The organism is Herbaspirillum sp., from assembly GCF_017744395.1.
Classification (GTDB): Bacteria; Pseudomonadota; Gammaproteobacteria; order Burkholderiales; family Burkholderiaceae_D; genus Herbaspirillum.
Genome location: NZ_JAGIBI010000006.1, coordinates 189,469 through 214,253 on the forward strand (window position 1 = coordinate 189,469; position 24,785 = coordinate 214,253).

Consider the following 24,785-nt stretch of genomic DNA (forward strand, 5'->3'; position numbering starts at 1 on the left):
AGCCTGATTTGAAGGCGGCCGAAAGTGCGTGGCACAGGGACGCAGCGATGTCGCGCCTGCACGGCCGCAAGGCGGAAAGTCAAGGGCGCCGACCCGGTGTGGCGCCCCTGCGGCATGCTAGAATGCGCTGTTCAGATTACGTCCAAGGGCATGGCCCGCCCGGCGCATTTTTGCCGGGAAACATCTTTCGACTCTCCAATGGATCAATTCGCTAAAGAAACCATCCCCATTTCCCTCGAAGAAGAGATGCGCAAGAGTTACCTTGATTACGCCATGAGCGTGATCGTGGGGCGTGCACTGCCCGATGTGCGCGACGGCCTGAAGCCGGTGCATCGCCGCGTGCTGTACGCGATGCATGAGATGAACAACGTCTGGAACCGCCCGTTCGTGAAGTGCGCGCGCGTGGTCGGCGAAGTCATGGGCAAATACCACCCGCACGGCGATGCCTCGATCTACGACACGCTGGTGCGCATGGCGCAGGACTTCTCGCTGCGCTACACGCTGGTGGACGGCCAGGGCAACTTCGGCTCGATCGACGGCGACGGCGCCGCGGCGATGCGTTACACCGAGTGCCGCCTGGACAAGATTTCCAACGAATTGCTGGCCGACATCGAAAAGGAAACCGTCGATTTCGTGCCCAACTACGACGGCAAGGAAAAGGAACCCTCGGTCCTGCCGACGCGTATCCCCAACCTGCTGGTCAACGGCTCCTCCGGCATCGCCGTGGGCATGGCCACTAACATTCCGCCGCACAACATCACCGAAGTCATCAATGGCGCGTTGCACTTGCTGGGCAATGGCGATTGCACGATCGATGAGCTGATCGAGCTGATCCCCGCGCCCGACTTTCCGACCGGCGGCATCATCTATGGCGTCTCCGGCGTGCGCGACGGTTACCGCACCGGCCGCGGCCGCGTGGTGATGCGCGCCAAGACCCACTTCGAAGAGTACGGCCGCGAGGGCCGCATCGCCATCATCGTTGACGAGCTGCCCTACCAGGTCAACAAGAAGGCGCTGCTGGAGCGCATCGCCGAACTGGTTCGCGAGAAGAAGCTGGAAGGCATCTCCGACCTGCGCGACGAGTCCGACAAGTCGGGCATGCGCGTGGTCATCGAACTCAAGCGCGGCGAAGTGCCGGAAGTGGTGCTCAACAACCTGTACAAGCAGACCCAGCTGCAGGATACCTTCGGCATGAACATGGTGGCGCTGGTCGACGGCCAGCCGCGCCTGCTGAACCTGAAGCAGCTGCTGGAATGCTTCCTGTCGCACCGCCGAGAAGTGGTGACGCGCCGCACCGTGTTCGAACTGCGTAAGGCGCGCGAACGCGGCCACGTGCTGGAAGGCCTGGCGGTTGCGCTGGCCAACATCGACGATTTCATCGCCATCATCCGCGCCGCGCCCACGCCGCCGATCGCCAAGGCCGAGCTGATGTCGCGCGCCTGGGATTCGTCGATGGTGCGCGAGATGCTGGCGCGCGCCGGCGAAGCCAACGAAGGCGGCATCGAAGCTTTCCGTCCGGAAAGCCTGCCGGCCCAGTACGGCATCCAGTCCGACGGCCTGTACAAGCTGTCCGACGAGCAGGCCCAGGAAATCCTGCAGATGCGCCTGCAGCGCCTGACCGGCCTGGAGCAGGACAAGATCGTCAACGAATACAAGGAAGTCATGGAGCAGATCGCCGACCTGCTCGACATCCTGGCCAAGCCTGCGCGTGTGACTGCGATCATCACCGACGAGCTGAACGCGGCCAAGAACGACTTCGGCATCGGCGCCAAGGACGAGCGCCGCTCGACCATCGAGCACAATGCCACCGACCTGGCCACCGAAGACCTGATCACGCCGCAGGACCTGGTCGTGACCCTGTCGCACACCGGCTACATGAAGTCGCAGCCGGTTTCCGAATACCGCGCGCAAAAGCGCGGCGGCCGCGGCAAGCAGGCCATGGCGACCAAGGACGACGACTGGATCGACCAGCTCTTCATCGCCAACACGCACGACTACATCCTGTGCTTCTCCAACCGCGGCCGCCTGTACTGGCTGAAGGTGTGGGAAGTGCCGCAGGGCTCGCGCAACTCGCGCGGCAAGCCCATCGTCAACATGTTCCCGCTGCAGGACGGCGAGAAGATCACCGTGGTGCTGCCGCTGTCGGGCGAGAACCGCAGCTTCCCGGAAGACCGCTACGTGTTCATGGCGACCAGCCTGGGCACCGTCAAGAAGACCCCGCTGTCGGACTTCTCCAACCCGCGCAAGGCCGGCATCATCGCGGTCGACCTCGATGAAGGCGACTTCCTGATCGGCGCCGCGCTGACCGATGGCGCGCATGACGTGATGCTGTTCTCGGATTCCGGCAAGGCGGTGCGCTTCGATGAAAACGACGTGCGCCCGATGGGCCGCACCGCGCGCGGCGTGCGCGGCATGAACCTGGAAGAAACGCAGCAGGTCATCGCGCTGCTGGTCGCTGAAAACGAACAGCAGTCGGTGCTGACCGCGACCGAGAACGGCTTCGGCAAGCGCACTCCGATCACCGAGTACACCCGCCATGGCCGCGGCACCAAGGGCATGATCGCGATCCAGACCAGCGAGCGCAACGGCAAGGTCGTGGCCGCCACGCTGGTCGAGCCGACCGACGAGATCATGCTGATCACCACCGGCGGCGTGCTGATCCGCACCCGCGTGTCGGAGATCCGCGAGATGGGCCGCGCCACCCAGGGCGTGACCCTGATCGCGGTGGAAGACGGCACCAAGCTGTCGGGCCTGCAGCGCGTGGTTGAATCGGATGTCGAGGATGAGCGTGGCGAAGGCGCCGAAGGGACGGAAGCCGCCAGTGGTGAAACACCGGCTGCCGAGGAGTAATATGTTGTAACCCAAGGCGGCTCGCACCATGTGAGCCGCCTTTTTTGATTGTGATCGCAGATATGGTCTACAACTTTTCCGCCGGTCCGGCGGTATTGCCCAAGGAAGTGCTGCAGCAGGCAGCCGACGAGATGCTGGACTGGCATGGCAGCGGCATGTCGGTCATGGAGATGAGTCATCGCGGCAAGGAATACATGTCCATCATCGAGGCGGCCCTGCGCGACGTGCGCGAGCTGCTCGCCGTTCCCTCGAACTACAAGGTGCTGTTCCTGCAGGGCGGGGCGATCGCCGAGAACGCCATCATCCCGATGAACCTGGCGGCGCTGCGTTCGCCGGCCGGCAAGCACCAGCCGGGCGTGGCCGACTACATCAACACCGGTTCCTGGTCGACCAAGTCGATCAAGGAGGCGGGCCGTTACTGCGCCGTCAACGTCGCCGCATCGTCGGCCGACCACAAGTTTTCCAGCATCCCGGCGCGCGCCGACTGGAAGCTGTCGAAGGATGCGGCCTACGTTCACATCTGCAGCAACGAAACCATCGACGGCGTCGAATACCAATACACGCCGGATGTGGCAGCCGACACCAACGGCGCGCCGCTGGTGGCCGACATGTCCTCGCACATCCTGTCGCGCGAGATCGACGTGTCGAAGTACGGCGTCATCTACGGCGGCGCCCAGAAGAACATCGGTCCGGCCGGCGTGACCATCGTCATCGTGCGCGAAGACCTGCTGGGCCACGCGCTGCCGATCTGCCCCACGGCCTTCGACTGGAAGATCGTGGCCGACAACGATTCCATGTACAACACCCCGCCGACCTACGCGATCTACATCGCCGGCCTGGTGTTCCAGTGGTTGAAGCGCCAGGGCGGCGTGGCGGCGATGGAAAAGCGCAATATCGCCAAGGCCGACCTGCTGTACGGCTATCTGGACGGTACCGATTTTTACAGCAACCGTATCGCCAGGGATTGCCGTTCCCGCATGAACGTGCCGTTCTTCCTGCGCGACGAGTCGCTCAATGACACATTCCTCGCCGGCGCCAAGGAGCGCGGGCTGCTGCAACTGAAAGGCCACAAGTCTGTCGGCGGCATGCGTGCATCGATCTACAACGCGATGCCGATCGAGGGCGTACAGGCCCTGGTCGATTACCTCAAAGAATTCGAACGCCGGCACGGTTGATCCGGCCCGCGCAAGGCCGCCTGCCCCGGTGTGGCGTTTGCCGACGCCGGGCGGCGGCCATTGAACCAGAAAGAGCGAAATGAGTGACGACAAATTGCTGCCGCTGCGCCAGCAGATCGATGCCATCGATGCGCAGATCCTCGACCTGCTGAACCAGCGCGCCCGCGTCGCGCAGGAAGTGGGTCACGTCAAGGCCGAGACCAACGCCCCGGTGTTCCGCCCGGAGCGCGAAGCGCAGGTGCTGCGCCGCGCGGCCGAGCGCAATCCCGGCCCCTTGCTGGGGACCGATATCCAGACCATCTTCCGCGAAGTGATGTCGGCCTGCCGCGCGCTGGAAAAGCGTGTGGTGGTGGCCTACCTCGGCCCGGAAGGGACGTTCAGCGAACAGGCGGTGTACCAGCAGTTCGGCCATGCCATCGAAGGCCTGCCTTGCGTGTCCATCGATGAAGTGTTCCGCGACGCCGAGGCCGGCACCGCCGATTTCGGTGTGGTGCCAATCGAGAATTCCTCGGAAGGCGTGATCAACCGCACGCTGGACCTGCTGTTGCAGACGACGCTGACCATCAGCGGCGAAGTGGCCATCCCCGTGCACCACAGCCTGATGACCAAGGGCGGCAGCATGGACGGCGTGACCCGCATCTGCGCCCATTCGCAGGCGCTGGCGCAGTGCAACGCCTGGCTCAACCAGAACTACCCGGGTATCGAGCGCCAGGCCGTGGCGTCGAACGCCGAAGCGGCGCGCATGGCCGGCGATGATCCGAGCGTGGCGGCGATTGCCGGCGAGATCGCAGGGCAAAAGTACAACTTGCAGACCGTCAACGCCCACATCCAGGACGACCCGCACAACCGTACCCGCTTCGCCATCATCGGCCGTCTGCGCACCGCGCCTTCCGGCCGCGACCAGACTTCCATCGTGCTGTCGGTGCCCAACAAGGCCGGCGCGGTGTACAACTTGCTGGCGCCGCTGGCCAAACATGGCGTGTCGATGACGCGCTTCGAGTCGCGTCCGGCGCGCATGGGCGCGTGGGAGTACTACTTCTATGTCGACCTCGAAGGCCACGAGCAGGACGAGAAGGTCGCGCAGGCGCTGGCCGAGCTGAAGCAGAACGCCGCCTTCTTCAAGCTGCTGGGTTCGTATCCGCTGGGTTTGTAAGCCATACGCCGATCATCGCGCCGCCGGGCGGCGGCGCCATCACCACTTTCCGGAAAGACCAAGATGTCCAAACAACCCGCTCCCGCGCAGTTAGCCCCTGATTACGTCCGCGCCATCGCTCCCTACCAGGCCGGCAAGCCGATCTCGGAAGTGGCGCGCGAATTCGGCCTGGACGAGGCCAGCATCGTCAAGCTCGCTTCCAATGAAAATCCGCTGGGCATGCCCGAGTCGGCTAAGCTGGCGATGCAGCAGGCGGTGGCCGAGCTGGGGCGCTATCCGGATGCCAACGGTTTCGAACTGAAAGCCGCCATCAGCGCCAAGTACGATGTGCCGCAGAGCTGGATCACGCTGGGCAACGGCAGCAACGACATCCTGGAAATCGCCGCACACGCCTTCGTGCAAGCGGGCCAGTCGGTGGTGTATGCGCAGTACGGCTTCCTGGTCTACGCACTGGCGACGCAAGCGGTCGGCGCGCGCGCCATCGAAGTGCCGGCCAATGATTTCGGCCACGACTTGCAGGCGATGGCCAAGGCCATTACCGCAGATACCCGCCTGGTCTACCTGGCCAACCCCAACAACCCGACCGGAACCTTCGTTTCTGCGGCGGAACTGGAAGCTTTCCTGAAGGCCGTGCCGCCGGATGTCGTGGTGGTGCTGGACGAGGCCTACAATGAATACCTGGCCGCCGAGCACCAGTACGAATCGACGGCATGGGTGCGCCAGTATCCCAACCTGGTGGTCTCGCGCACCATGTCCAAGGCCTATGGCCTGGCCGGCCTGCGCGTTGGTTTCGCCATCGCGCAGCCGGAAGTGACCGACCTGATGAATCGCATCCGCCAGCCGTTCAACGTCAACTCGCTGGCGCAGGCGGCCGCGGTCGCCGCCCTCAATGACAAGGCCTTCCTGCAGAAGAGCGCGGAAATCAACAGCGCCGGCTACCGCCAGCTCACCGCCGCCTTCGACGAACTGGGCCTGCGCTATGTGCCGTCCTACGGCAACTTCGTGCTGGTCAAGGTGGGCGAGGATGACGGCGCCGGCGCGCGGGTGAACCTGGCCTTGCTGAAGAAGGGCATCATCGTGCGTCCGGTGGGCAACTACGGCCTGCCGCAATGGCTGCGCATCTCCATCGGCTTGCCGCAAGAGAACGCCGCCTTCATCGCCGCCCTGAAAACCGTCCTTGCCTGAGTCCGCCGTGTTCAAGAAAGTCGTCATTTTCGGCGTCGGCCTGATCGGCGGTTCCTTCGCGCTGGCGTTGCGCCGCGCCGGCAAGGCGGAGCAGATCGTCGGCGTCGGCCGCTCGGCGGCAAGCCTGGCGCGCGCCAAGGAGTTGGGCATTATCGATACGGTCGCCACCGATCCGGCTGTTGCCGTCAACGGCGCCGACCTGATCCTGCTGGCCGCGCCCGTGGCGCAGACGGAAGCCATCCTGGCTGCCATCGCACCGCATCTGGCGCCGGATGCTATCGTGACCGATGCCGGCAGCACCAAGAGCGACGTGGTTGCCGCAGCCCGCAAGGCGCTGGGCGGCAAGATCGCGCAATTCGTGCCGGGCCATCCCATCGCCGGGCGCGAGAAGCATGGTCCCGAGGCCGCGCTGGCCGACTTGTATATCGGCAAGAAGGTGGTGATCACCGCCTTGCCGGAAAACCGGGCCGCGGACGTGGAGCGCGTGGCTGCCGCCTGGCAGGCTTGCGGCGCGCTCATCCATCGCCTGTCGCCGCAGGAGCATGACGCGGTATTCGCCTCGGTCAGCCACCTGCCGCATGTGCTGGCGTTCGCGCTGGTCGACGACATCGCCGGCAAGCCGCACGCGGCTACGCTGTTCCAGTATGCCGCCAGCGGCTTCCGCGATTTCACGCGCATCGCCGGCTCCTCGCCGGAAATGTGGCGCGACATCACGCTGGCCAACCGCGATGCGCTGTTGACCGAGGTCGATGCCTATCTCGCGCAGTTGACCTCGATGAGGCAGATGATCGCCGACAGCGACGGCGCCGCGCTGGAAAAGATCTACGCCAGCGCGCAGCATGCCCGGCTGCAATGGGCGGCGGCCATCGAGGCTGCCGAGCGCAAGGATTCCTGATTTCCAGGCCGCGGCGATTACGCTCTCTATATACATACATCAACCTTCATTCCGAACCACGATGAAACAGCCTTCCTACCCCCGCCATATCGATCTCGCGCCGGTGCCGCATGTGCAGGGCACGGTCAAGCTGCCGGGCTCGAAAAGCATTTCCAACCGCATCCTGCTGCTGGCGGCGCTGTCCGGCGGCACCACCCGCATCTTCGACCTGCTGGCCTCCGACGACACGCTGGTCATGCTGATGGCCCTGCAGACGCTGGGCGTGAAATGGGAGCAGATCGAGGGCACCCAGGATTACATCGTGCACGGCGTCAACGGCGTGCTGCCGGTGCACCAGGCCGACCTGTTCATGGGCAATGCCGGCACCGCGATCCGCCCGCTGACCGCCGCGCTGGCGGTGCTGGGCGGCGACTACACGCTGCATGGCGTCCCGCGCATGCACGAACGCCCGATCGGCGACCTGGTGGATGCGTTGAACGCGGTCGGCATGCGCATCGAATACACCGGCAACCCCGGCTATCCGCCGCTGCATATCCGTCGCGGTACGCTCAATTCTCACCGTATGAAAGTGCGCGGCAACGTCTCCAGCCAGTTCCTGACGGCGCTGCTGATGGCCGCGCCGCTGATGGCGCACGATGAGCCGATGTCGATCGAGGTGGTCGGCGAGCTGATTTCCAAGCCGTATATCGAGATCACGCTGAACCTGATGCGCCGCTTCGGCGTCGAGGTCGAGCGCCAGGGCTGGCAGCAGTTCACGGTCAGGCCGGGGCAGCATTACCGCAGCCCGGGCAGCATCCACGTCGAAGGCGACGCCTCGTCGGCGTCCTACTTCCTGGCGGCCGGCGCGATCGCCGGCGGGCCGATCCGCGTCGAAGGCGTGGGCCGTGACAGCATCCAGGGCGACGTGCGCTTCGTCGAAGCCCTGCAGCAGATGGGGGCCACCATCACCATGGGCGAGAACTGGATCGAGGCTTCGGCCAGCGGTCCGTTGAAGGCCATCGATGCCGACTTCAACCACATCCCCGACGCCGCCATGACCATCGCGGTGGCGGCGCTGTATGCGGACGGCCCCAGCACCTTGCGCAACATCGGCAGCTGGCGCGTGAAGGAAACCGACCGCCTGGCGGCCATGGCCACCGAACTGCGCAAGCTGGGGGCGGAAGTGGAGGAGGGCGAGGACTACCTCAAGGTGACGCCGCCGGCCGTGATCGGCACGGCAGCCATCGATACCTACGACGACCACCGCATGGCGATGTGTTTCTCGCTGGCATCGCTGGACGGGGCGTTGCGCCGCGGCAACCATATCCGCATCAACGATCCCAAGTGCGTGGCCAAGACCTTCCCGGACTACTTCACGGTCTTCAAAAGGATTGCCGAGCAAACCTTGATCTGATAAACCCTTCGCAAGGGTTTGTCCGGTTTTACGTAAATTATTTTCTCAGACAGGTTTGAATGGAAAAGGCAAAGATCCCGGTCATCGCCATCGATGGTCCGACCGCATCCGGCAAGGGCACCGTGGCCCAGAAGGTAGCCCAGCAGCTTGGTTTCCATTATCTGGATTCGGGCGCGCTGTACCGCCTGACGGCGCTGTCGGTGCTGCGGCGTGATATCGCGCTCAACGATGAGCATGCGCTGGCCAAGGCGGCCGAGCATCTGCACTGCCATTTCGACGGCGCGCATATCTTTTTGGCCAATGAGGACGTCACCCAGGCGATCCGGGCCGAGGAAGTCGGCAATACGGCATCGAAAATTGCTGCTTTGATAACGGTTCGCGAGGCCTTGTACGGGCTGCAACTGGGTTTCCGCAAGCCGCCGGGCCTGGTGGCCGACGGCCGCGACATGGGGACGGTGATCTTCCCCGGCGCCCGGTTGAAGGTGTTTTTGACCGCCAGTGTGGAAGCGCGCGCAGGAAGGCGCTATAAGCAATTGATTGACAAGGGTTTTTCTGCTAACATCGACGATCTTTCGAGGGATTTGAAGGAACGCGACGAACGCGACATGAACCGTTCGTCGGCGCCTTTGAAGCCGGCGGAAGGCGCATATCACCTGGATACTTCCGATATGACCGCTGATGAAGCGGTGCAGCAGGTACTCAGTTGGTACGCCGCCCTGGGTCACTGAAGCGCTTGAATTAACGGCGCTGCAGGCGCATATGGGCGGGATGCATTTGCAGTACCCGTAGTGCCATTGGTGCCCGGCGGATGCAAAGTCCGACGGGTGTTGATAAACCTAACCCAGTATTTCATGCCATTCCCGGCGACGGGGGCGGCAGTGCAAGTCGGTTCGATTGCATCGACGAATATTGGCCAAACCTTTCTTTTTTCTCATATGTCTACCACTACCGTTATCGCTGCAGGTGTTGATACCGCCAGCGAATTTGCTGCTCTGTTTGAAGAATCGCTGTCGCGCCAGGACATGCGTTCGGGTGAAGTCATCTCGGCAGAAGTCGTCCGTCTCGACCACAACTTCGTGATCGTGAACGCCGGCCTGAAGTCCGAAGCTTTCATCCCTGTTGAAGAATTCAAGAACGACAACGGCGAAGTCGAAGTCAACGTCGGCGACTTCATCTCCGTTGCGATCGAATCGCTGGAAAACGGCTTCGGCGACACCATCCTGTCGCGCGACAAGGCCAAGCGTCTGGCATCGTGGCTCTCGCTGGAAAAGGCGATGGAGTCCGGCGAGATCGTCACCGGCACCGTCAACGGCAAGGTCAAGGGCGGCTTGACCGTCCTGACCAACGGCATCCGCGCCTTCCTGCCGGGTTCGCTGGTCGACACCCGTCCGGTCAAGGACACCACCCCGTTCGAAGGCAAGACCCTGGAATTCAAGGTCATCAAGCTGGACCGCAAGCGCAACAACGTCGTTCTGTCGCGCCGCGCCGTGATCGAAGCCTCGATGGGCGAAGAGCGCGCAAAGCTGATGGAAACCCTGAAGGAAGGCACCGTCGTCACCGGTATCGTCAAGAACATCACCGACTACGGTGCGTTCGTCGACCTGGGCGGCATCGACGGCCTGCTGCACATCACCGACCTGGCATGGCGCCGTGTGCGTCACCCGTCGGAAGTCCTGTCGGTCGGTCAAGAGATCACCGCCAAGGTACTCAAGTACGATCAAGAGAAGAACCGCGTTTCGCTGGGCGTCAAGCAACTGGGCGACGATCCGTGGACCGGTCTGTCGCGTCGCTACCCGCAAGGCACCCGCCTGTTCGGCAAGGTCACCAACCTGACCGACTACGGTGCGTTCGTTGAAGTCGAGCAAGGCATCGAAGGCCTGGTGCACGTCTCCGAAATGGACTGGACCAACAAGAACGTGGCTCCGAACAAGGTTGTCCAGCTGGGCGACGAAGTCGAAGTCATGGTCCTGGAAATCGACGAAGAGCGTCGCCGTATCTCCCTGGGCATGAAGCAGTGCAAGCCGAATCCTTGGGACGACTTCGCGATGAGCCACAAGAAGGGCGACAAGGTCAAGGGTTCGATCAAGTCGATCACCGACTTCGGCGTGTTCATCGGCCTGCCAGGCAACATCGACGGCCTGGTGCACCTGTCCGACCTGTCCTGGACCGAAGCCGGCGAAGAAGCCGTGCGCAAGTTCAAGAAGGGCGACGAGCTGGAAGCCGTGGTCCTGGCCATCGATGTGGAACGCGAGCGCGTCTCCCTGGGCGTGAAGCAACTGGAAGGCGACCCGTTCAACAACTTCGCCGCCCTGAACGACAAGGGTGCGATCGTGACCGGTACCGTCAAGTCGGTTGAGCCGAAGGGCGCCGTGATCCAGCTGAACGATGAAGTCGAAGGTTACCTGCGTGCATCCGAAATCTCCCGCGACCGCGTGGAAGATGCCGGTACCCACCTGAAGGTCGGCGACAGCGTCGAAGCCCTGGTCATCAACATCGACCGCAAGGCACGCAGCATCCAGCTGTCGATCAAGGCAAAGGACAACGCCGAGACCCAGGAAGCCATGCAGAAGATGTCGGCCGACTCCAACGCCGCTTCGGGCACCACCAGCCTGGGCGCGCTGCTGAAGGCCAAGCTCGACAACAAGAACTGATTAGTCGGGCCACATGACAAAGTCGGAGCTGATTGCCCGCCTGGCTGAGCGTTATCCGCAACTGGTTGCAAAGGATGCGGATTACGCGGTCAAAACCATACTCGATGCGATGGTGGACGCCCTGGCGACCGGCCAGCGCATCGAGATCCGCGGTTTTGGCAGCTTTGCGCTGAATCGCCGTCCGCCGCGCATCGGCCGCAATCCCAAGTCCGGCGACAAGGTGATGGTTCCCGAAAAACGGGTGCCGCACTTCAAGCCGGGCAAGGAATTGCGCGAGCGTGTGGATGCGATGGTCGGCCAGCCTATCCGCGAGGATTGAGGCGCTTGTCATTCCCGAAAAACAGTACTTGAGCAGTATCCGTTGGTAAGCCTTGCCCCGTAAACCCTCGGTGAATGGGTGTAAAGGCTTATCAACAAAATGAACGGCATCTTTGGATGCCGTTTTTTTTCACGTACAATTTCGCTACGTCTTTGCCGGCCGCTGCAAGGCAGCCCCGATCCGGCGCCAGAGGCCGGACATGCTTCACCCAATCTATCGACCAGTCAAAAAAGGATACGCGCCATGAAAATAATCTCCCGGTTGATCGCGGCCATCCTGTTCGTTTGTTTTTTCTTCTTCGCGCTGCGCAATACCCAGGAAGTTACATTGCATTTCTTCCTCGGTTATGAGCGCACCGACCCGCTGGTGCTGATCCTGCTGGCATTTTTCGTGGTTGGCGCCATCCTCGGCGTGCTGGCCATGACGCCCATCGTATTCCGCCACCGCCGCGAAGCCGCGCGCTACAAGAAGGCGCTGACGCAGATCCAGAAGCAGCAGGAAGAAGTTGCCCAGGCGCAGACCCAGCCGCCGCAGCCCGACAGCGTGATCACGGCGCAGCACATCCTTTAACCTAGATTCAGCAGTTGACCGCTTGCTATCCCTTGGAAAGCCGCATGAACACAAGCATTATCTGTATCAATACCGCTCACCTTGCTGGTGAGAGCGCTATGCCTTCGCCGGCACCGCGCTCGCCGCGCCATGCGGCGTTGCTCCTCCTTGCGCACATTAAGTGCGCCGCGTCGTCGCGCCTTGCCTGGCACGCCGATCACGGCACCGGCGAAGGCATTCAACTGCTGAATCTAGGTTTAATTTTCCCCTCTCGTCATGGAATTTGAATTCTGGTGGTTGCTCGGCATTCCCGTCTTTTTCGGACTGGGATGGATCGCTGCGCGGGTTGACATCAACCAACTGTTGTCCGAGTCGCGCACGCTGCCGCGCGGCTATTTCAAGGGCTTGAACTTCCTGCTCAACGAACAGCCCGACAAGGCGATCGACGCCTTCATCGAAATCGTCAAGCTCGATCCCGAAACGGTGGATCTGCACTTTGCGCTGGGCAACCTGTTCCGCCGCCGCGGCGAGACCGAACGAGCCATCCGCGTGCACCAGAACCTGCTGGCGCGTCCCGACCTGCCGGCCGAGCACCATGGCCATGCGCTCTACGAACTGGGCCAGGATTACCTCAAGGCCGGCTTGCTGGACCGCGCCGAAGAAACCTTCAACAAACTCATCGATACCCAATACAGCGCCCAGGCCGGCCGCGCGCTGCTGGAAATCTACCAGCGCGAGAAGGAATGGACGCGCGCCATTTCCGCGGCAGAAACCCTGCAGGCCACCGGCGCCGGCGGCCGTCAGCGCGAGATCGCCCAGTTCTATTGCGAACTGGCCGCCGACGAACTGGTGCGCACCCATGCCGATGCCGCCATCGCGCTGCTGGACAAGGCGCTGGCCGCTGACCGCAAGAGCGTGCGCGCCACCATGCTGTTGGGCGACGCCCTGCGCGCCAAGGGCGACATCGAAGGCGCGCTGGAAGCATGGCGCCGGGTCGAACACCAGAGCGTGCCGCATACCGCGCTGGTGGCGCAGCGTCTGATGGACGGCTATCTCGCCATCGGCCGTCCGCAGGAAGGCATCAACCTGCTGCGCGCCTACCTGGCCGAAGCGCCCTCGATCGACCTGCTGGAAGTGGTGTTCAAGGCCGTGCTCGATGCCGAGGGCGTCGACGCGGCCAACAGCCTGGTCAGCGAAGAGCTGCGCCGCACGCCCACGCTGCTGGGCCTGGACAAGTTCCTCGAAGCGCGCATGATGACCGCGCCGCAGAACGTCCAGCCGGAGCTGGCGGTGGTCAAGACGCTGGTGCATGGCTATACCCAGAAACTGGCCCGCTACCAGTGCAGCCATTGCGGCTTCAAGGCGCGCCAGTTCTATTGGCAATGTCCCGGCTGCAGCCATTGGGAAACCTATCCGCCGCGCCGTACTGAAGAATTGAACGTCATGAATTGAGGCGTTCGCGCCATTTTTAAGAGTCTGGATCCATCATGAAAATTACTATTATCGGCACCGGCTACGTAGGCTTGGTGACCGGCGCCTGCCTCGCCGAACTGGGCAACGACGTGTTCTGCCTGGACGTCGACCAGTCCAAGGTCGATATCCTCAATAACGGCGGCATTCCCATCCATGAGCCGGGCCTGGAAGACGTGGTGGCGCGCAACCGCGCCGCCGGCCGCCTGCAATTCTCGACCGACGTCGCCGCCAGCGTGGCGCACGGTGAGATCCAGTTCATCGCCGTGGGTACGCCGCCCGACGAAGACGGTTCGGCCGACCTGCAATACGTGCTGGCCGCGGCCCGCAACATCGGCCGCCACATGGACGGCTTCAAGGTGGTGGTCGACAAGTCCACCGTGCCGGTGGGCACCGCCGACCGCGTCAAGGCCGCCATCTCCGAGGAGTTGGCCAAGCGCGGTAAGAATGCCGATTTCTCGGTGGTCTCCAATCCCGAATTCCTGAAGGAAGGCGCGGCGGTGGAGGACTTCATGCGCCCCGACCGCATCGTCATCGGCCACGACCAGAGCCCCGAGGGGCAGCGCGCCTACACGCTGATGAAGAAGCTGTACGCGCCCTTCAATCGCAACCATGAGCGCACTTTCTGGATGGACGTGCGTTCGGCCGAATTCACCAAGTACGCGGCCAACGCCATGCTGGCCACCCGTATCTCGTTCATGAACGAACTGGCCAACCTGGCCGACAAGGTCGGCGCCGACATCGAGGCGGTGCGCCACGGCATCGGTTCCGACCCGCGTATCGGCCACAGCTTCCTGTACGCCGGCTGCGGCTACGGCGGTTCCTGCTTCCCCAAGGATGTGCAGGCGCTGGAACGTACCGCGCGCGACTACGGCCAGGACCTGCTGATCCTGCGCGCGGTCGAGCAGGTCAACGATTTCCAGAAGCATGTGCTGGGCAAGAAGGTCGTGACCCGCTTCGGCGAGGATCTGGCCGGCAAGCATTTCGCGATCTGGGGGTTGGCGTTCAAGCCCAATACCGACGACATGCGCGAAGCCTCGTCGCGGGTGCTGGTGGGCGAGCTGGTGCGCCGCGGCGCGACCGTCGCGGTGTACGATCCGGTGGCGATGAAGGAAGCCGAGCGCGTGTTCAAGCTGGACTTCGCCGACGCCCCCGCACTGCTCGATCGCATCAGCTTTGCGGCCAACCCGATGGCGGCGCTGGGTGACGCCGATGCGCTGGCCATCGTGACCGAATGGAAGGCATTCCGCAGCCCGGACTTTGAACGCGTCAAGGCGGCGCTGAAGAATCCGGTGATCTTCGATGGCCGCAACCTGTTCGAACCGCAAGTGATGGCCGACAGCGGCATCGAGTATCACGGCATCGGCCGTTCCATCCTGACCCGTGGATAACAAGATGAGCGCCAATGCCGCTGCGGCCTGGAGTTCGGCCCGTATCCTGATCGTGGGCGATGTCATGCTGGATCGTTACTGGTTCGGCGAGGTCAACCGCATTTCGCCGGAAGCGCCGGTGCCGGTGGTGCGCGTGGAGCGCAAGGAAGAGCGCTTGGGCGGCGCCGCCAACGTGGCGCGCAATACCGCCAGCCTGAGCGCGCAGACGGCGCTCCTGGGCGTGACCGGCGACGACGAGCCGGCGCGCGTGGTGGAAAGCATGCTGGGAGAAATGGGCATCAGCAGCCACCTGAACCGCGACGCTTCCATTTCCACCATCGTCAAGCTGCGCGTGATCGGCCGCCAGCAGCAACTGGTGCGCATCGATTTCGAGGAGTCGCCGACCGACACCGTGCTGCGCGACAAGCTCACGCAATTCAATTCGCTGGTCGGCAACTACGACGTGATCGTCTTTTCCGATTACGCCAAGGGCAGCCTGGTCAACGTGGCGGAGATGATCGCCGCCGCGCGCGCCCTGGGCAAGCGCATCCTGGTCGACCCCAAGGGCGACGACTTCAGGCGCTACGCGGGCGCCAGCATCCTGACGCCGAACAAGTCCGAGCTGGTGCGCATCGTCGGCCAGTGGAAGAACGAAGAGGATCTCACCGCGCGCGCCCAGAACCTGCGCGCCGAGCTGAACCTGGAGGCGCTGCTGCTGACCCGTTCGGAAGAGGGCATGAGCCTGTACCGCGACGGCGACGTGCAGCATTTCCCGACCATGGCGCGCGAGGTGTTCGACGTGTCCGGCGCGGGCGACACCGTCATCGCCACGCTGGCGGTCATGCTGGGCGCCGGCGCTTCGCTGGTCGACGCGGTCGCCATGGCCAACCGCGCTGGCGGCATCGTCGTCGGTAAGCTGGGAACCGCGACCGTCACGCGTGAGGAATTGCTGGCGGGCTGAGTTTTCAGCGACGATTTCTCGTTATATTTCTGTCAACACGGTTCCTGAGGCCGCGTTAGCAAAGGCAGCCGCATCCCTGGTGCGGCTGCCTTTTGTTTTTCCGACCTTAATTTTCGAAAGGAATCCAATATGTTGAAGAAATTTTTGTTGTTCATCGCCGCTTCCCTGATGGCTGCCGGTTTTGCTTTCGCCCAGGTGGATGTCAACAAGGCCGACCAGGCCGCGCTTGACGGCATCCGCGGCATCGGACCTGCGATGTCCAAGCGCATTCTTGAGGAACGCCAGAAAGGCGGCAGTTTCAAGGACTGGGCCGACCTGGAGAACCGCGTCAAGGGCATCAAGGAAAAGAGCGCGATCAAGCTGTCCGCCAACGGCCTGACCGTCAACGGCAAGTCGAAGCAGGGCGCCGCACCCCAAGCTGCCAAGGGCGGCAAGGCGGCGCAGGCCGATGAAAAGCAGGAACCGGCGCGCAAATAATCTCGCAGCGAACGGCAATCCCGTCGCGGCGGGATTGCCGTTTTGCGGCAAGGTTTTGCGATGCAACGATGCCATCCAGGAGGCGGCCGGCAATGTTGCATGCTGCCGATACATTGAAAAGCAAATTCTTGTTCCTCGGAAAAATTGGGGTTAAAGTGAGGCGCATGCAATAGACCGGCGGCTATCTCTGGCCGGTCATCTTTTCCAACCGGCAGAGCTTCCCTGACTCTCGATCCGGCAGGCAGATGTGACACAGGGAACGCCTTGCGCGGCGCAAGGCTGCCGGGTGGGGCATGGGCTGGCCGGAAGTCATTCAGCGTGGTTGGGCGTCGTATGCGCACCTTTCGCCAAATCCCATGAGATGAGCCATGAAAATAGCCGAATTCCCTCCTGATGAAAAAGCCCGTATCGAGGCCCTGCATTCGCTCCACATCCTCGACACTCCACCGGAAGAACGCTTCGACCGGGTCACGCGCCTGGCGCGGCGGCTGTTCGACGTGCCGATCGCGGTGGTGACGCTGATCGACGCCAACCGCCAATGGTTCAAGTCCTGTGTGGGAATGGCGGCGGGGGAAACCTCGCGCGACATTTCTTTCTGCTCGCATGCCATCCTGACCGACGACATCACCGTGGTGAACGACGCCACGCTGGACGACCGTTTCAGCGGCAACCCGCAGGTCACCGGCGAACCCCACATCCGCTTCTACGCCGGCTGCCCGATCCGCAGCGAAAGCGGCCACAAGCTCGGCACCCTGTGCCTGGTCGACATGAAGGTGCGCGATTTCGACCAGGAGGACCGTGCGTTGCTGAAGGACCTGGCGGCAATGGTGGAACAGGAACTGATTGCGGTCCGGCTGGCCACCATCGACGAGCTGACCAAACTGTCCAACCGCCGCGGTTTCGAAGCGCTGGCCCAGCATGCGCTGGGCTTGTGCAGGCGACTGAAACGCCCGGCCTGCATGCTGTATTTCGACCTCGACAAATTCAAGCAGATCAACGACCGTTTCGGCCATGCGGAAGGGGACGCCGCCCTGAGCGATTTCTCTTCGCTGCTGGCCGGCAACTTCCGGGAATCGGATGTCATCGGTCGCCTGGGCGGCGACGAATTCTCGATTTTCCTGGCCAACACATCCATCGACGAAGCGGGGGCGGTACTCCGGCATTTCGAACGGGCGGTGCAGCAATTCAACCAGGATCGCCAACGCGGATATGACCTGAGCTACAGCGTCGGCATCGTCGAATTCGATGCCGTCGCGCACCGGGACATTGGTGCGCTCATGCACCGCGCCGACACCTTGATGTACGAGCAAAAGAGGCAACGGCGCGCCGCTGCGGTCCTGCATTAGCATTTGTCCAAGGCCGCGCCGGAGCGGCCTTGGAACCGCTGCGGCCACGCCAAAGGCGATACCGGTGGCGAAATAGAATAAAATGCCCACCTGAGCCAAAAAGCCGACCGCAGCCATCGTCATGTCCTATCAAGTTCTCGCCCGCAAATACCGTCCCCGCAGCTTCGACACCCTGGTAGGCCAGGAGCACGTCGTGCGTGCGCTGACGCATGCGCTGGAACAGCAGCGGCTGCACCACGCCTACCTGTTCACCGGCACCCGCGGCGTGGGCAAGACCACGCTCTCGCGCATTCTGGCCAAGTCGCTCAACTGCGTCGGCCCGGACGGCAACGGCGGCATCACCGCAGCCCCGTGCGGCGTGTGCGAGGCTTGCGTGGCGATCGATGCCGGGCGCTTCGTCGATTACATCGAAATGGACGCGGCCTCCAACCGCGGCGTCGACGAAATGGCGCAGTTGCTGGAGCAGGCGGTCTACGCGCCGTCCAATGCCCGTTTCAAGGTCTACATGATCGACGAAGTGCACATGCTGACCAACCACGCCTTCAACGCCATGCTGAAGACGCTGGAAGAGCCGCCCGAGCACATCAAGTTCATCCTGGCCACCACCGATCCGCAAAAGATCCCGGTCACCGTGCTGTCGCGCTGCCTGCAGTTCAACCTGAAGCAGATGCCGCCGGGCCACATCATCGGCCACCTGGACAATATCCTGAACCAGGAAGGCATCGAATTCGACCCGCCGGCCCTGCGCCTGCTGGCGCAAGGCGCCTCCGGCTCCATGCGCGACGCGCTGTCGCTGACCGACCAGGCTATCGCCTATGCCGCCGGCAAGGTCACTTTGGAAGCGGTGCAGGGCATGCTGGGCGCGCTCGACCAGTCCTACCTGATCCGTATCCTCGACGCCCTGGCCGCGCAAGACGGCGCGGCCCTGCTCGGCGTGGCCGACGACATGGCTACGCGCAGCCTGTCCTATAACGCCGCCTTGCAAGACCTGGGCACCCTGCTGCACCAGATCGCGCTGGCGCAGAGCGTGCCGGCCGCCCTGGCCGACGATTTGCCCAACCGCGAAGATATCCTGCGCCTGTCGTCCCAGTTCAGCCCCGAGCATGTGCAACTGTTCTACCAGATCGCCGTGCACGGCCGTAACGAACTGGGCCTTGCGCCGGACGAATATGCCGGTTTCTCGATGACGCTGTTGCGCATGCTGGCCTTCCGGCCGGTCAGCGCGAAGGCCGCAGGCCCCGTGCCGGCACCGGCGGCGGGCGGCGCGCCGGCGCCGCGTCCGGCCGCACCCCGCCAGGCGGCGCCGCTGGTGGCGCCGCAAGCGGCTGTGGCCAGTGCACCAGTCGCCCGCCCCGCACCGGCACCGATGCAAGCGGCGCCGGCCCCGGCAGCACAGCCGGCGGCCTCCGCCGCCCCGAGTTCAGCCCGCGAAGCCGCCTTGATGGCCGCGCGCGCGGCCATCGGCAAGAACGGCAAGGCGCCATCGGCGCCGGCGCCGCGCCCGGCAGCGGCCGCACCGGCTCCTGCGTCTGTTGCGCCGCCGCCTGCCGCGTCAGCTGTGCCCGATATGCCGGAACCGCCGCCGTTCGACTCCATCCCGCCGTGGGAAGAGGAGACGATGCCGGCCGGCATCGAGGCTCAAAAAAAAACTGAATATTCCAACCCGCCCAGCCTGAGCGAAGAGGCGTTCGCTCCCGCGCCGCCCCCGGCGCCGGCACCGCCGCAACGTCCCGCAGCGACTCCGGCCCAGCAGCAGGAAACCGCGCGTGTCGCCGCCGAGCTTGGCTGGGACGGCCGCTGGCCCAGCCTGGCGGCCAGCCTGCCGCTGCGCGGCGTGGTGCAGCAGATGGCGTTCCAGAGCGAGATGGTGCGCTGCGAGGGCTTGGCCGGCGGCAACGTCTGTTTCCATTTGCGCATTCCGCTGGAGACGCTGCGTTCCTCCGGCAGCGTGGAAAAGCTGGTGGCCGCATTGTCGGAACGCTTCGGCCGCGAAGTGCGGGTGGAAACCGAGATCGGCGCCGTTACCGACACCGCCAACGCGGTAGCCCAGGCCGACCGCGCCGAGCGCCAGCGCCAGGCTGAACAGAAGATGCGGAACGATCCCTTCGTGCTGTCCATGATGCGCGAGTTCGGCGCCTCGATTGTGCCGGGATCGATACATCCCTTGTGATCCGGCCACAGGCGCCACGGGCAAACAAGATAAAATCCACTGAATTGAAATGAAGGAGCAATACGATGATGAAAGGTCAACTGGCAGGTCTGATGAAGCAAGCGCAGGCCATGCAGGACAACATGAAGAAGATGCAGGAGCAACTGGCGCAGATCGAGGTCGAGGGCCAGTCCGGCGCCGGCCTGGTCAAGGTTGTCATGTCCTGTAAGAACGACGTCAAGCGCGTTTCCATCGACCCGTCGCTGCTGGCCGACGACAAGGACATGCTGGAAGACCTGGTCGCCGCCGCCTTCAACGACGCCGTGCGCAAGGCCGAAGCCACCAGCCAGGAAAAGATGGCCAGCGTCACCGCCGGCATGCCGATGCCGCCGGGCTTCAAGATGCCGTTCTAAGCGGCGGATGGCACAGGGCAAGCGCGCTCACGCCGGCGCGCCTTGCCCCAGGTGTGCGGGTGCCGGCGTGAGCGATGTGCAGGAACGATGTCCAGCAAGATGGTGGGAACCGCATTGTGGAGGGAACATGTTCATTATCTCGATCACGTACACGAAGCCGGCGAGTGAAATCGACAGCTTGCTGACCGCGCACAAGAAATTCCTGAACCAGCAATATGCGGATGGCGTATTCCTGATGTCGGGCCGCAAGGTGCCGCGCACCGGCGGCATCATCCTGGCCGATGCATCCGACCGCGCCGAGATGGAGGCGATCGTCGAACTCGATCCCTTCTATATCGCCGGCGTGGCCGAATACGAGATAACCGAATTTGTCCCATCGATGACGGCGGAGGCGCTCGAAGCCTTCCGCTATTCCGTTGACCGCAATTGAACTAGCGTTGAAAACACCATCCAGCCTCACCCTGCTGACCGAATCGCTGCGCAAGCTTCCCGGCATCGGCCCCAAGACCGCGCAGCGCATGGCCTACCATCTGCTGCAGCATGACCGCGAGGCCGCGCTCGGGCTGAGCAAGTCGCTGGCCCACGCGCTCGACACCATCCGCCACTGCGCGCTGTGCAATACCTTCACCGAACAAGTCATCTGCGAAACCTGCCAGGACCCGCAGCGAGACCATTCGCTGCTGTGCGTGGTCGAGTCGCCCTCCGACCAGGTGATGATCGAGCAAACGCTGACCTACAAGGGTTTGTATTTCGTGCTGATGGGGCGCCTGTCGCCGCTGGACGGCATCGGCCCGCGCGACATCCATCTTGAAAAACTGATCACCCGCGCCACCGACGGCGCGGTCACCGAAGTGGTGCTGGCCACCAACTTCACCAACGAAGGCGAAGCCACCGCCCACTACATCAGCGAAACGCTCAAGGCGCGCGGCCTCAAGGCCAGCCGCCTGGCGCGCGGCGTGCCGGTGGGCGGCGAGCTGGAATACGTGGACGCCGGCACCATCGCGCGCGCCATGCTGGACCGGCGCAGCACCTGATCCGGCGATAACGACAACGAGGAGAACGCCGGCGCCCATGCCCGGTGGAAAAGCCATGACGACAACCGCTTCCGATACGCAAAAAAACACGCCGCCCGGCCCGCTGGCAGGCATCAAGGTACTTGAATTGGGCACGCTGATCGCCGGACCGTTCTGCTCGCGCATGCTGGCCGAGTTCGGCGCCGACGTCATCAAGGTCGAGGCGCCCGAGAACGGCGACCCGCTGCGCCAGTGGCGTGTGCTCAAGGACGGCACTTCGCTGTGGTGGTCGGTGCAGGCGCGCAACAAGAAAAGCATCACCCTTAATATGAAGGACGCGCGGGCCCAGGACATCGCCCGCAAGCTGGCGCTGGAAGCCGACGTCATCATCGAGAACTACCGCCCCGGCGTGCTGGAGAAATGGAACCTCGGCTACGAGGACCTGAAGAAACTCAATCCCGCCACCATCATGGTGCGCCTGTCCGGCTACGGCCAGACCGGGCCGCTGCGCGACTTGCCGGGCTTCGGCGCGATCGGCGAATCGATGGGCGGCATCCGCTACGTCTCCGGCCATCCGGACCGCCCGCCGGTGCGCATCGGCATTTCCATCGGCGACTCGATCGCCGCGCTGCATGGCGTGATCGGCGCCATGATGGCGCTGCGCCACCGCGACGTCACCGGCGGCCGCTGGAACGGCAAGGACGGCGCCGACTGCGTGGCGGGGCAAGGCCAGATGGTGGACGTGGCGCTGTACGAGGCCGTGTTCAACATGATGGAATCGATGGTGCCCGAGTTCGACCACGCCGGCGTGGTGCGCGAGCGCACCGGCGGCGCGTTGCCGGGGATCGTGCCCTCCAACACCTACACCACCGGCGACGGCAAGAACATCGTCATCGCCGGCAACGGCGATGCCATCTTCAAGCGCTTGATGAACGCCATCGGCCGCGCCGACATGGCCGACGATCCGGGTCTGGCGCGCAACGACGGCCGCGTGCCGCGCACCGCCGAAATCGATGCCGCGATCCAGCAATGGTGCGACACGCAAACCATCGAACAGGCGCTGGCCATCCTGCAGGCGGCCGACGTCCCGGTGGGCAAGATCTATTCGGTCAAGGACATGATGAACGACGCGCAATTCCTGGCGCGCGGCATGTTCGAACAGCACCGCTTTGCCGATGGCACGCCGGTCAAGCTGCCGGCGATCACGCCCAAGCTGTCCGAGACGCCGGGCCGGACCAAATGGCTGGGGCCGGAGCTGGGCGCGCACAGCGATGAAATCTTGCGGTCGCTGGGGTATGATGACGCACAAATTAAACGGCTGCGCGAGGATGGCGTGGTCTGAGAACAGACAAAACACAAAAGACGAGGAGGGCGGAAGCTACTTCCCGCATCCGATAAAGCCGAAAAGGCGTAGCACCCATCCACGATAAAAACGAGGAGACAAAATGAAATTCAGTTGGAAGCAGTTGGCAATCGCTGGCGGCCTGTTCCTGGCCGGTTATCTTTCTTTCAACAACAACGCCTCGGCCCAGGCCCTGGAAAAACCCAAGGTCTCGATCGCCGTGGGCGGCAAGAACCTGTTCTACTACCTGCCGCTGACCATCGCCGAACAGCTCGGCTATTTCAAGGATGAAGGCCTGCAGGTCGAGATCTCCGACTTCGCCGGCGGCGCCAAGGCGCTGCAGGCGATGGTGGGCGGCAGCGCCGACGTGGTGTCGGGCGCCTACGAGCACACCATCAACATGCAGGTGAAGAACCAGCCCATCGTGGCCTTCGTGCTGCAGGGCCGCGCGCCGCAGATCGTGCTGGCCGCCAGCAACAAGACCATGCCCAACTACAAGGGCGTGGCCGACCTGAAGGGCAAGAAGATCGGCGTCACCGCGCCGGGCTCGTCCACCAGCATCATGGCCAGCTACGTGCTGGCCAAGGCCGGCCTGAAGCCGACCGACGTCTCCTTCATCGGCGTGGGCGCGGCAGCCGGCGCGATCTCGGCGCTGCGTTCGGGCCAGATCGACGCCATCGCCAACCTCGACCCGGTGATCTCGATGCTGGAACAGCACCGTGAAATCAAGATCATCGCCGACACCCGCACCCTGAAGGACACCAACGACGTCTTCGGCGGCCCGATGCCGGCGGCTACCCTGTACGCGCCCGCCGCTTTCGTGCAGAAGTACCCCAACACCACCCAGGCGCTGACCAACGCCATGGTGCGCGCGCTGAAGTGGATCCAGAAGGCCGGCCCGTCCGACATCATCAAGGCCGTTCCCGAAAGCTACCTGCTGGGTGACCGTTCGCTGTACATCGACGCCTTTATGAAGGTGCGCCAGGCGATCTCGCCGGACGGCCGCTTCCCGGCCGGCGGCCCGGAAACCGCGTTGCGCACATTGCAAGCCTTCGAGCCTTCACTGGCCGACAAGCAGGTGGACTTGTCCAAGACCTTCACCAACACTTTCGCGGAAAAGGCCAACGCCAAGTACAAGTAAGGGCATAGCAGGATTCCCATGTTATGCGAATGAAGCGCAAATGCCCGGTGACGGGCATTTGCGCATCTGAAGCAGCATCAACACGCAACAACAACCGGGCACGCCATGCGGCCCAGACAGCCATGACTCCAGCACTTCTCTTCGACGACATCACCTGCACCTTCGTATCGAAGGACGACCGATCGCAGCGCTACACCGCGGTCGCCAACACCACCCTGGCGATCGCGCCCGGCGAGTTCGTCTCCGTGGTCGGCCCCACCGGCTGCGGCAAGTCGACCTTGCTCAACGTCGGCGCCGGGTTGCTGCAGCCGTCCTCGGGCAAGGTCGAGATATTCGGCGAACCGCTGACCGGCATCAACAAGCGCGCCGGCTACATGTTTCAGGCCGAGGCGCTGATGCCCTGGCGCAGCGCTTTGCAGAACGTCATCGCCGGCCTGCAATACCGCGGCCACGACGAGAAGGAAGCCGAGCAACTGGGCGAGCAATGGCTGGCCCGCGTCGGCCTGCAAGGCTTCGGCGACCGCTATCCGCACCAGCTCTCCGGCGGCATGCGCAAGCGCGTGGCGCTGGCGCAGACGCTGATCCTCGATCCCGACATCATCCTGATGGACGAGCCGTTCTCCGCGCTCGACATCCAGACCCGCCAGTTGATGGAAAACGAAGTGCTGGAACTGTGGAACGCCAAGAAGAAGGCGGTGCTGTTCATCACCCACGACCTGGACGAGGCGATCGCCATGTCCGACCGCGTGATCGTGCTGGCGGCCGGCCCCGGCACCCATCCGATCGGCGAATTCAAGATCGACTTGCCGCGCCCGCGCGATGTGGCGGAAATCCGCATGCATCCGCGTTTCGTGGAACTGCACCAGCAGATCTGGGACGTCCTGCGCGATGAAGTGCTCAAGGGCTATCAACAACAAAAGCGCGCGGCGTGAA

Annotated in this window: 23 protein-coding genes; all 23 read left to right on the forward strand. The window is 63.6% G+C overall.

The genetic code is table 11. The annotated features are described in order from the left end of the window. Window positions 1-198: 198 nt before the first annotated feature. The 23 genes from gyrA to J7548_RS15850 all read left to right on the forward strand — a co-directional run bounded on the left by gyrA (window position 199) and on the right by J7548_RS15850 (window position 24,784). Window positions 199-2,850, forward strand: a complete 2,652-nt coding sequence (gene gyrA, locus J7548_RS15740) for a DNA gyrase subunit A (RefSeq protein ID WP_290976025.1) — start codon at window positions 199-201, stop codon at window positions 2,848-2,850. Window positions 2,851-2,912: 62 nt separating this feature from the next. Continuing rightward, on the forward strand, window positions 2,913-4,025 hold the full coding sequence (serC, locus tag J7548_RS15745; protein WP_290976028.1) for a 3-phosphoserine/phosphohydroxythreonine transaminase: 1,113 nt from the start codon (window positions 2,913-2,915) through the stop codon (window positions 4,023-4,025). A gap of 79 nt (window positions 4,026-4,104) precedes the next feature. Next, a complete protein-coding gene (gene pheA / locus J7548_RS15750; protein WP_290976031.1) occupies window positions 4,105-5,178 on the forward strand; it encodes a prephenate dehydratase in 1,074 nt (357 codons plus the stop codon). A gap of 63 nt (window positions 5,179-5,241) precedes the next feature. After that, window positions 5,242-6,363, forward strand: a complete 1,122-nt coding sequence (hisC, locus tag J7548_RS15755; RefSeq protein WP_290976033.1) for a histidinol-phosphate transaminase — start codon at window positions 5,242-5,244, stop codon at window positions 6,361-6,363. Between the two features lie 7 nt (window positions 6,364-6,370). Continuing rightward, entirely contained in the window at window positions 6,371-7,258 is an 888-nt protein-coding gene (locus J7548_RS15760) for a prephenate dehydrogenase/arogenate dehydrogenase family protein (RefSeq protein ID WP_290976035.1), read from the forward strand. Between the two features lie 61 nt (window positions 7,259-7,319). Further along, the gene (gene aroA, locus J7548_RS15765; protein ID WP_290976037.1) at window positions 7,320-8,651 is read left to right on the forward strand and encodes a 3-phosphoshikimate 1-carboxyvinyltransferase; all 1,332 of its coding nucleotides are present in this window, start codon (window positions 7,320-7,322) and stop codon (window positions 8,649-8,651) included. A gap of 59 nt (window positions 8,652-8,710) precedes the next feature. Next, a complete protein-coding gene (cmk, locus tag J7548_RS15770; RefSeq protein WP_290976040.1) occupies window positions 8,711-9,379 on the forward strand; it encodes a (d)CMP kinase in 669 nt (222 codons plus the stop codon). Between the two features lie 207 nt (window positions 9,380-9,586). Further along, complete coding sequence (gene rpsA, locus J7548_RS15775; protein ID WP_290976043.1) at window positions 9,587-11,302, forward strand: 30S ribosomal protein S1; 1,716 nt, start codon at window positions 9,587-9,589, stop codon at window positions 11,300-11,302. 13 nt (window positions 11,303-11,315) lie between these two features. Then, complete coding sequence (locus J7548_RS15780; protein ID WP_006462119.1) at window positions 11,316-11,621, forward strand: integration host factor subunit beta; 306 nt, start codon at window positions 11,316-11,318, stop codon at window positions 11,619-11,621. 243 nt (window positions 11,622-11,864) lie between these two features. Then, the gene (locus J7548_RS15785; protein WP_290976067.1) at window positions 11,865-12,191 is read left to right on the forward strand and encodes a LapA family protein; all 327 of its coding nucleotides are present in this window, start codon (window positions 11,865-11,867) and stop codon (window positions 12,189-12,191) included. 44 nt (window positions 12,192-12,235) lie between these two features. Further along, a complete protein-coding gene (locus J7548_RS15790) occupies window positions 12,236-12,457 on the forward strand; it encodes a hypothetical protein (RefSeq protein ID WP_290976070.1) in 222 nt (73 codons plus the stop codon). Beyond that, window positions 12,447-13,622, forward strand: a complete 1,176-nt coding sequence (gene lapB / locus J7548_RS15795; RefSeq protein WP_290976072.1) for a lipopolysaccharide assembly protein LapB — start codon at window positions 12,447-12,449, stop codon at window positions 13,620-13,622. The genes J7548_RS15790 and lapB overlap by 11 nt, the downstream gene beginning before the upstream one ends. Before the next feature lie 35 nt (window positions 13,623-13,657). Beyond that, window positions 13,658-15,031, forward strand: a complete 1,374-nt coding sequence (locus J7548_RS15800) for a UDP-glucose/GDP-mannose dehydrogenase family protein (RefSeq protein ID WP_290976074.1) — start codon at window positions 13,658-13,660, stop codon at window positions 15,029-15,031. A 4-nt stretch (window positions 15,032-15,035) separates the two neighbouring features. Next, window positions 15,036-15,971, forward strand: coding sequence for a D-glycero-beta-D-manno-heptose-7-phosphate kinase (gene rfaE1 / locus J7548_RS15805; protein WP_290976077.1), 936 nt, complete (start codon window positions 15,036-15,038; stop codon window positions 15,969-15,971). A gap of 129 nt (window positions 15,972-16,100) precedes the next feature. Then, on the forward strand, window positions 16,101-16,448 hold the full coding sequence (locus tag J7548_RS15810) for a helix-hairpin-helix domain-containing protein (RefSeq protein WP_290976080.1): 348 nt from the start codon (window positions 16,101-16,103) through the stop codon (window positions 16,446-16,448). Between the two features lie 368 nt (window positions 16,449-16,816). After that, window positions 16,817-17,794 (forward strand): sensor domain-containing diguanylate cyclase, encoded by a 978-nt coding sequence (locus tag J7548_RS15815; RefSeq protein ID WP_290976083.1) that lies wholly within the window; start codon window positions 16,817-16,819, stop codon window positions 17,792-17,794. Between the two features lie 121 nt (window positions 17,795-17,915). After that, window positions 17,916-19,964: a DNA polymerase III subunit gamma/tau gene (locus J7548_RS15820; RefSeq protein WP_290976086.1), complete on the forward strand. Its 2,049-nt coding sequence runs from the start codon at window positions 17,916-17,918 to the stop codon at window positions 19,962-19,964. 65 nt (window positions 19,965-20,029) lie between these two features. Beyond that, window positions 20,030-20,356 (forward strand): YbaB/EbfC family nucleoid-associated protein, encoded by a 327-nt coding sequence (locus J7548_RS15825; protein WP_290976088.1) that lies wholly within the window; start codon window positions 20,030-20,032, stop codon window positions 20,354-20,356. Between the two features lie 127 nt (window positions 20,357-20,483). After that, the gene (locus J7548_RS15830; protein ID WP_290976091.1) at window positions 20,484-20,786 is read left to right on the forward strand and encodes a YciI family protein; all 303 of its coding nucleotides are present in this window, start codon (window positions 20,484-20,486) and stop codon (window positions 20,784-20,786) included. Window positions 20,787-20,793: 7 nt separating this feature from the next. After that, window positions 20,794-21,390 (forward strand): recombination mediator RecR, encoded by a 597-nt coding sequence (gene recR, locus J7548_RS15835; RefSeq protein WP_290976094.1) that lies wholly within the window; start codon window positions 20,794-20,796, stop codon window positions 21,388-21,390. Window positions 21,391-21,445: 55 nt separating this feature from the next. After that, complete coding sequence (locus J7548_RS15840; RefSeq protein WP_290976097.1) at window positions 21,446-22,711, forward strand: CaiB/BaiF CoA-transferase family protein; 1,266 nt, start codon at window positions 21,446-21,448, stop codon at window positions 22,709-22,711. 103 nt (window positions 22,712-22,814) lie between these two features. After that, window positions 22,815-23,852 carry an ABC transporter substrate-binding protein gene (locus tag J7548_RS15845; RefSeq protein ID WP_290976100.1) on the forward strand — a complete coding sequence of 346 codons (1,038 nt, stop codon included), beginning with the start codon at window positions 22,815-22,817 and terminating at the stop codon, window positions 23,850-23,852. A 122-nt stretch (window positions 23,853-23,974) separates the two neighbouring features. After that, window positions 23,975-24,784 (forward strand): ABC transporter ATP-binding protein, encoded by an 810-nt coding sequence (locus J7548_RS15850; RefSeq protein ID WP_290976103.1) that lies wholly within the window; start codon window positions 23,975-23,977, stop codon window positions 24,782-24,784. Window position 24,785 lies beyond the last annotated feature (1 nt).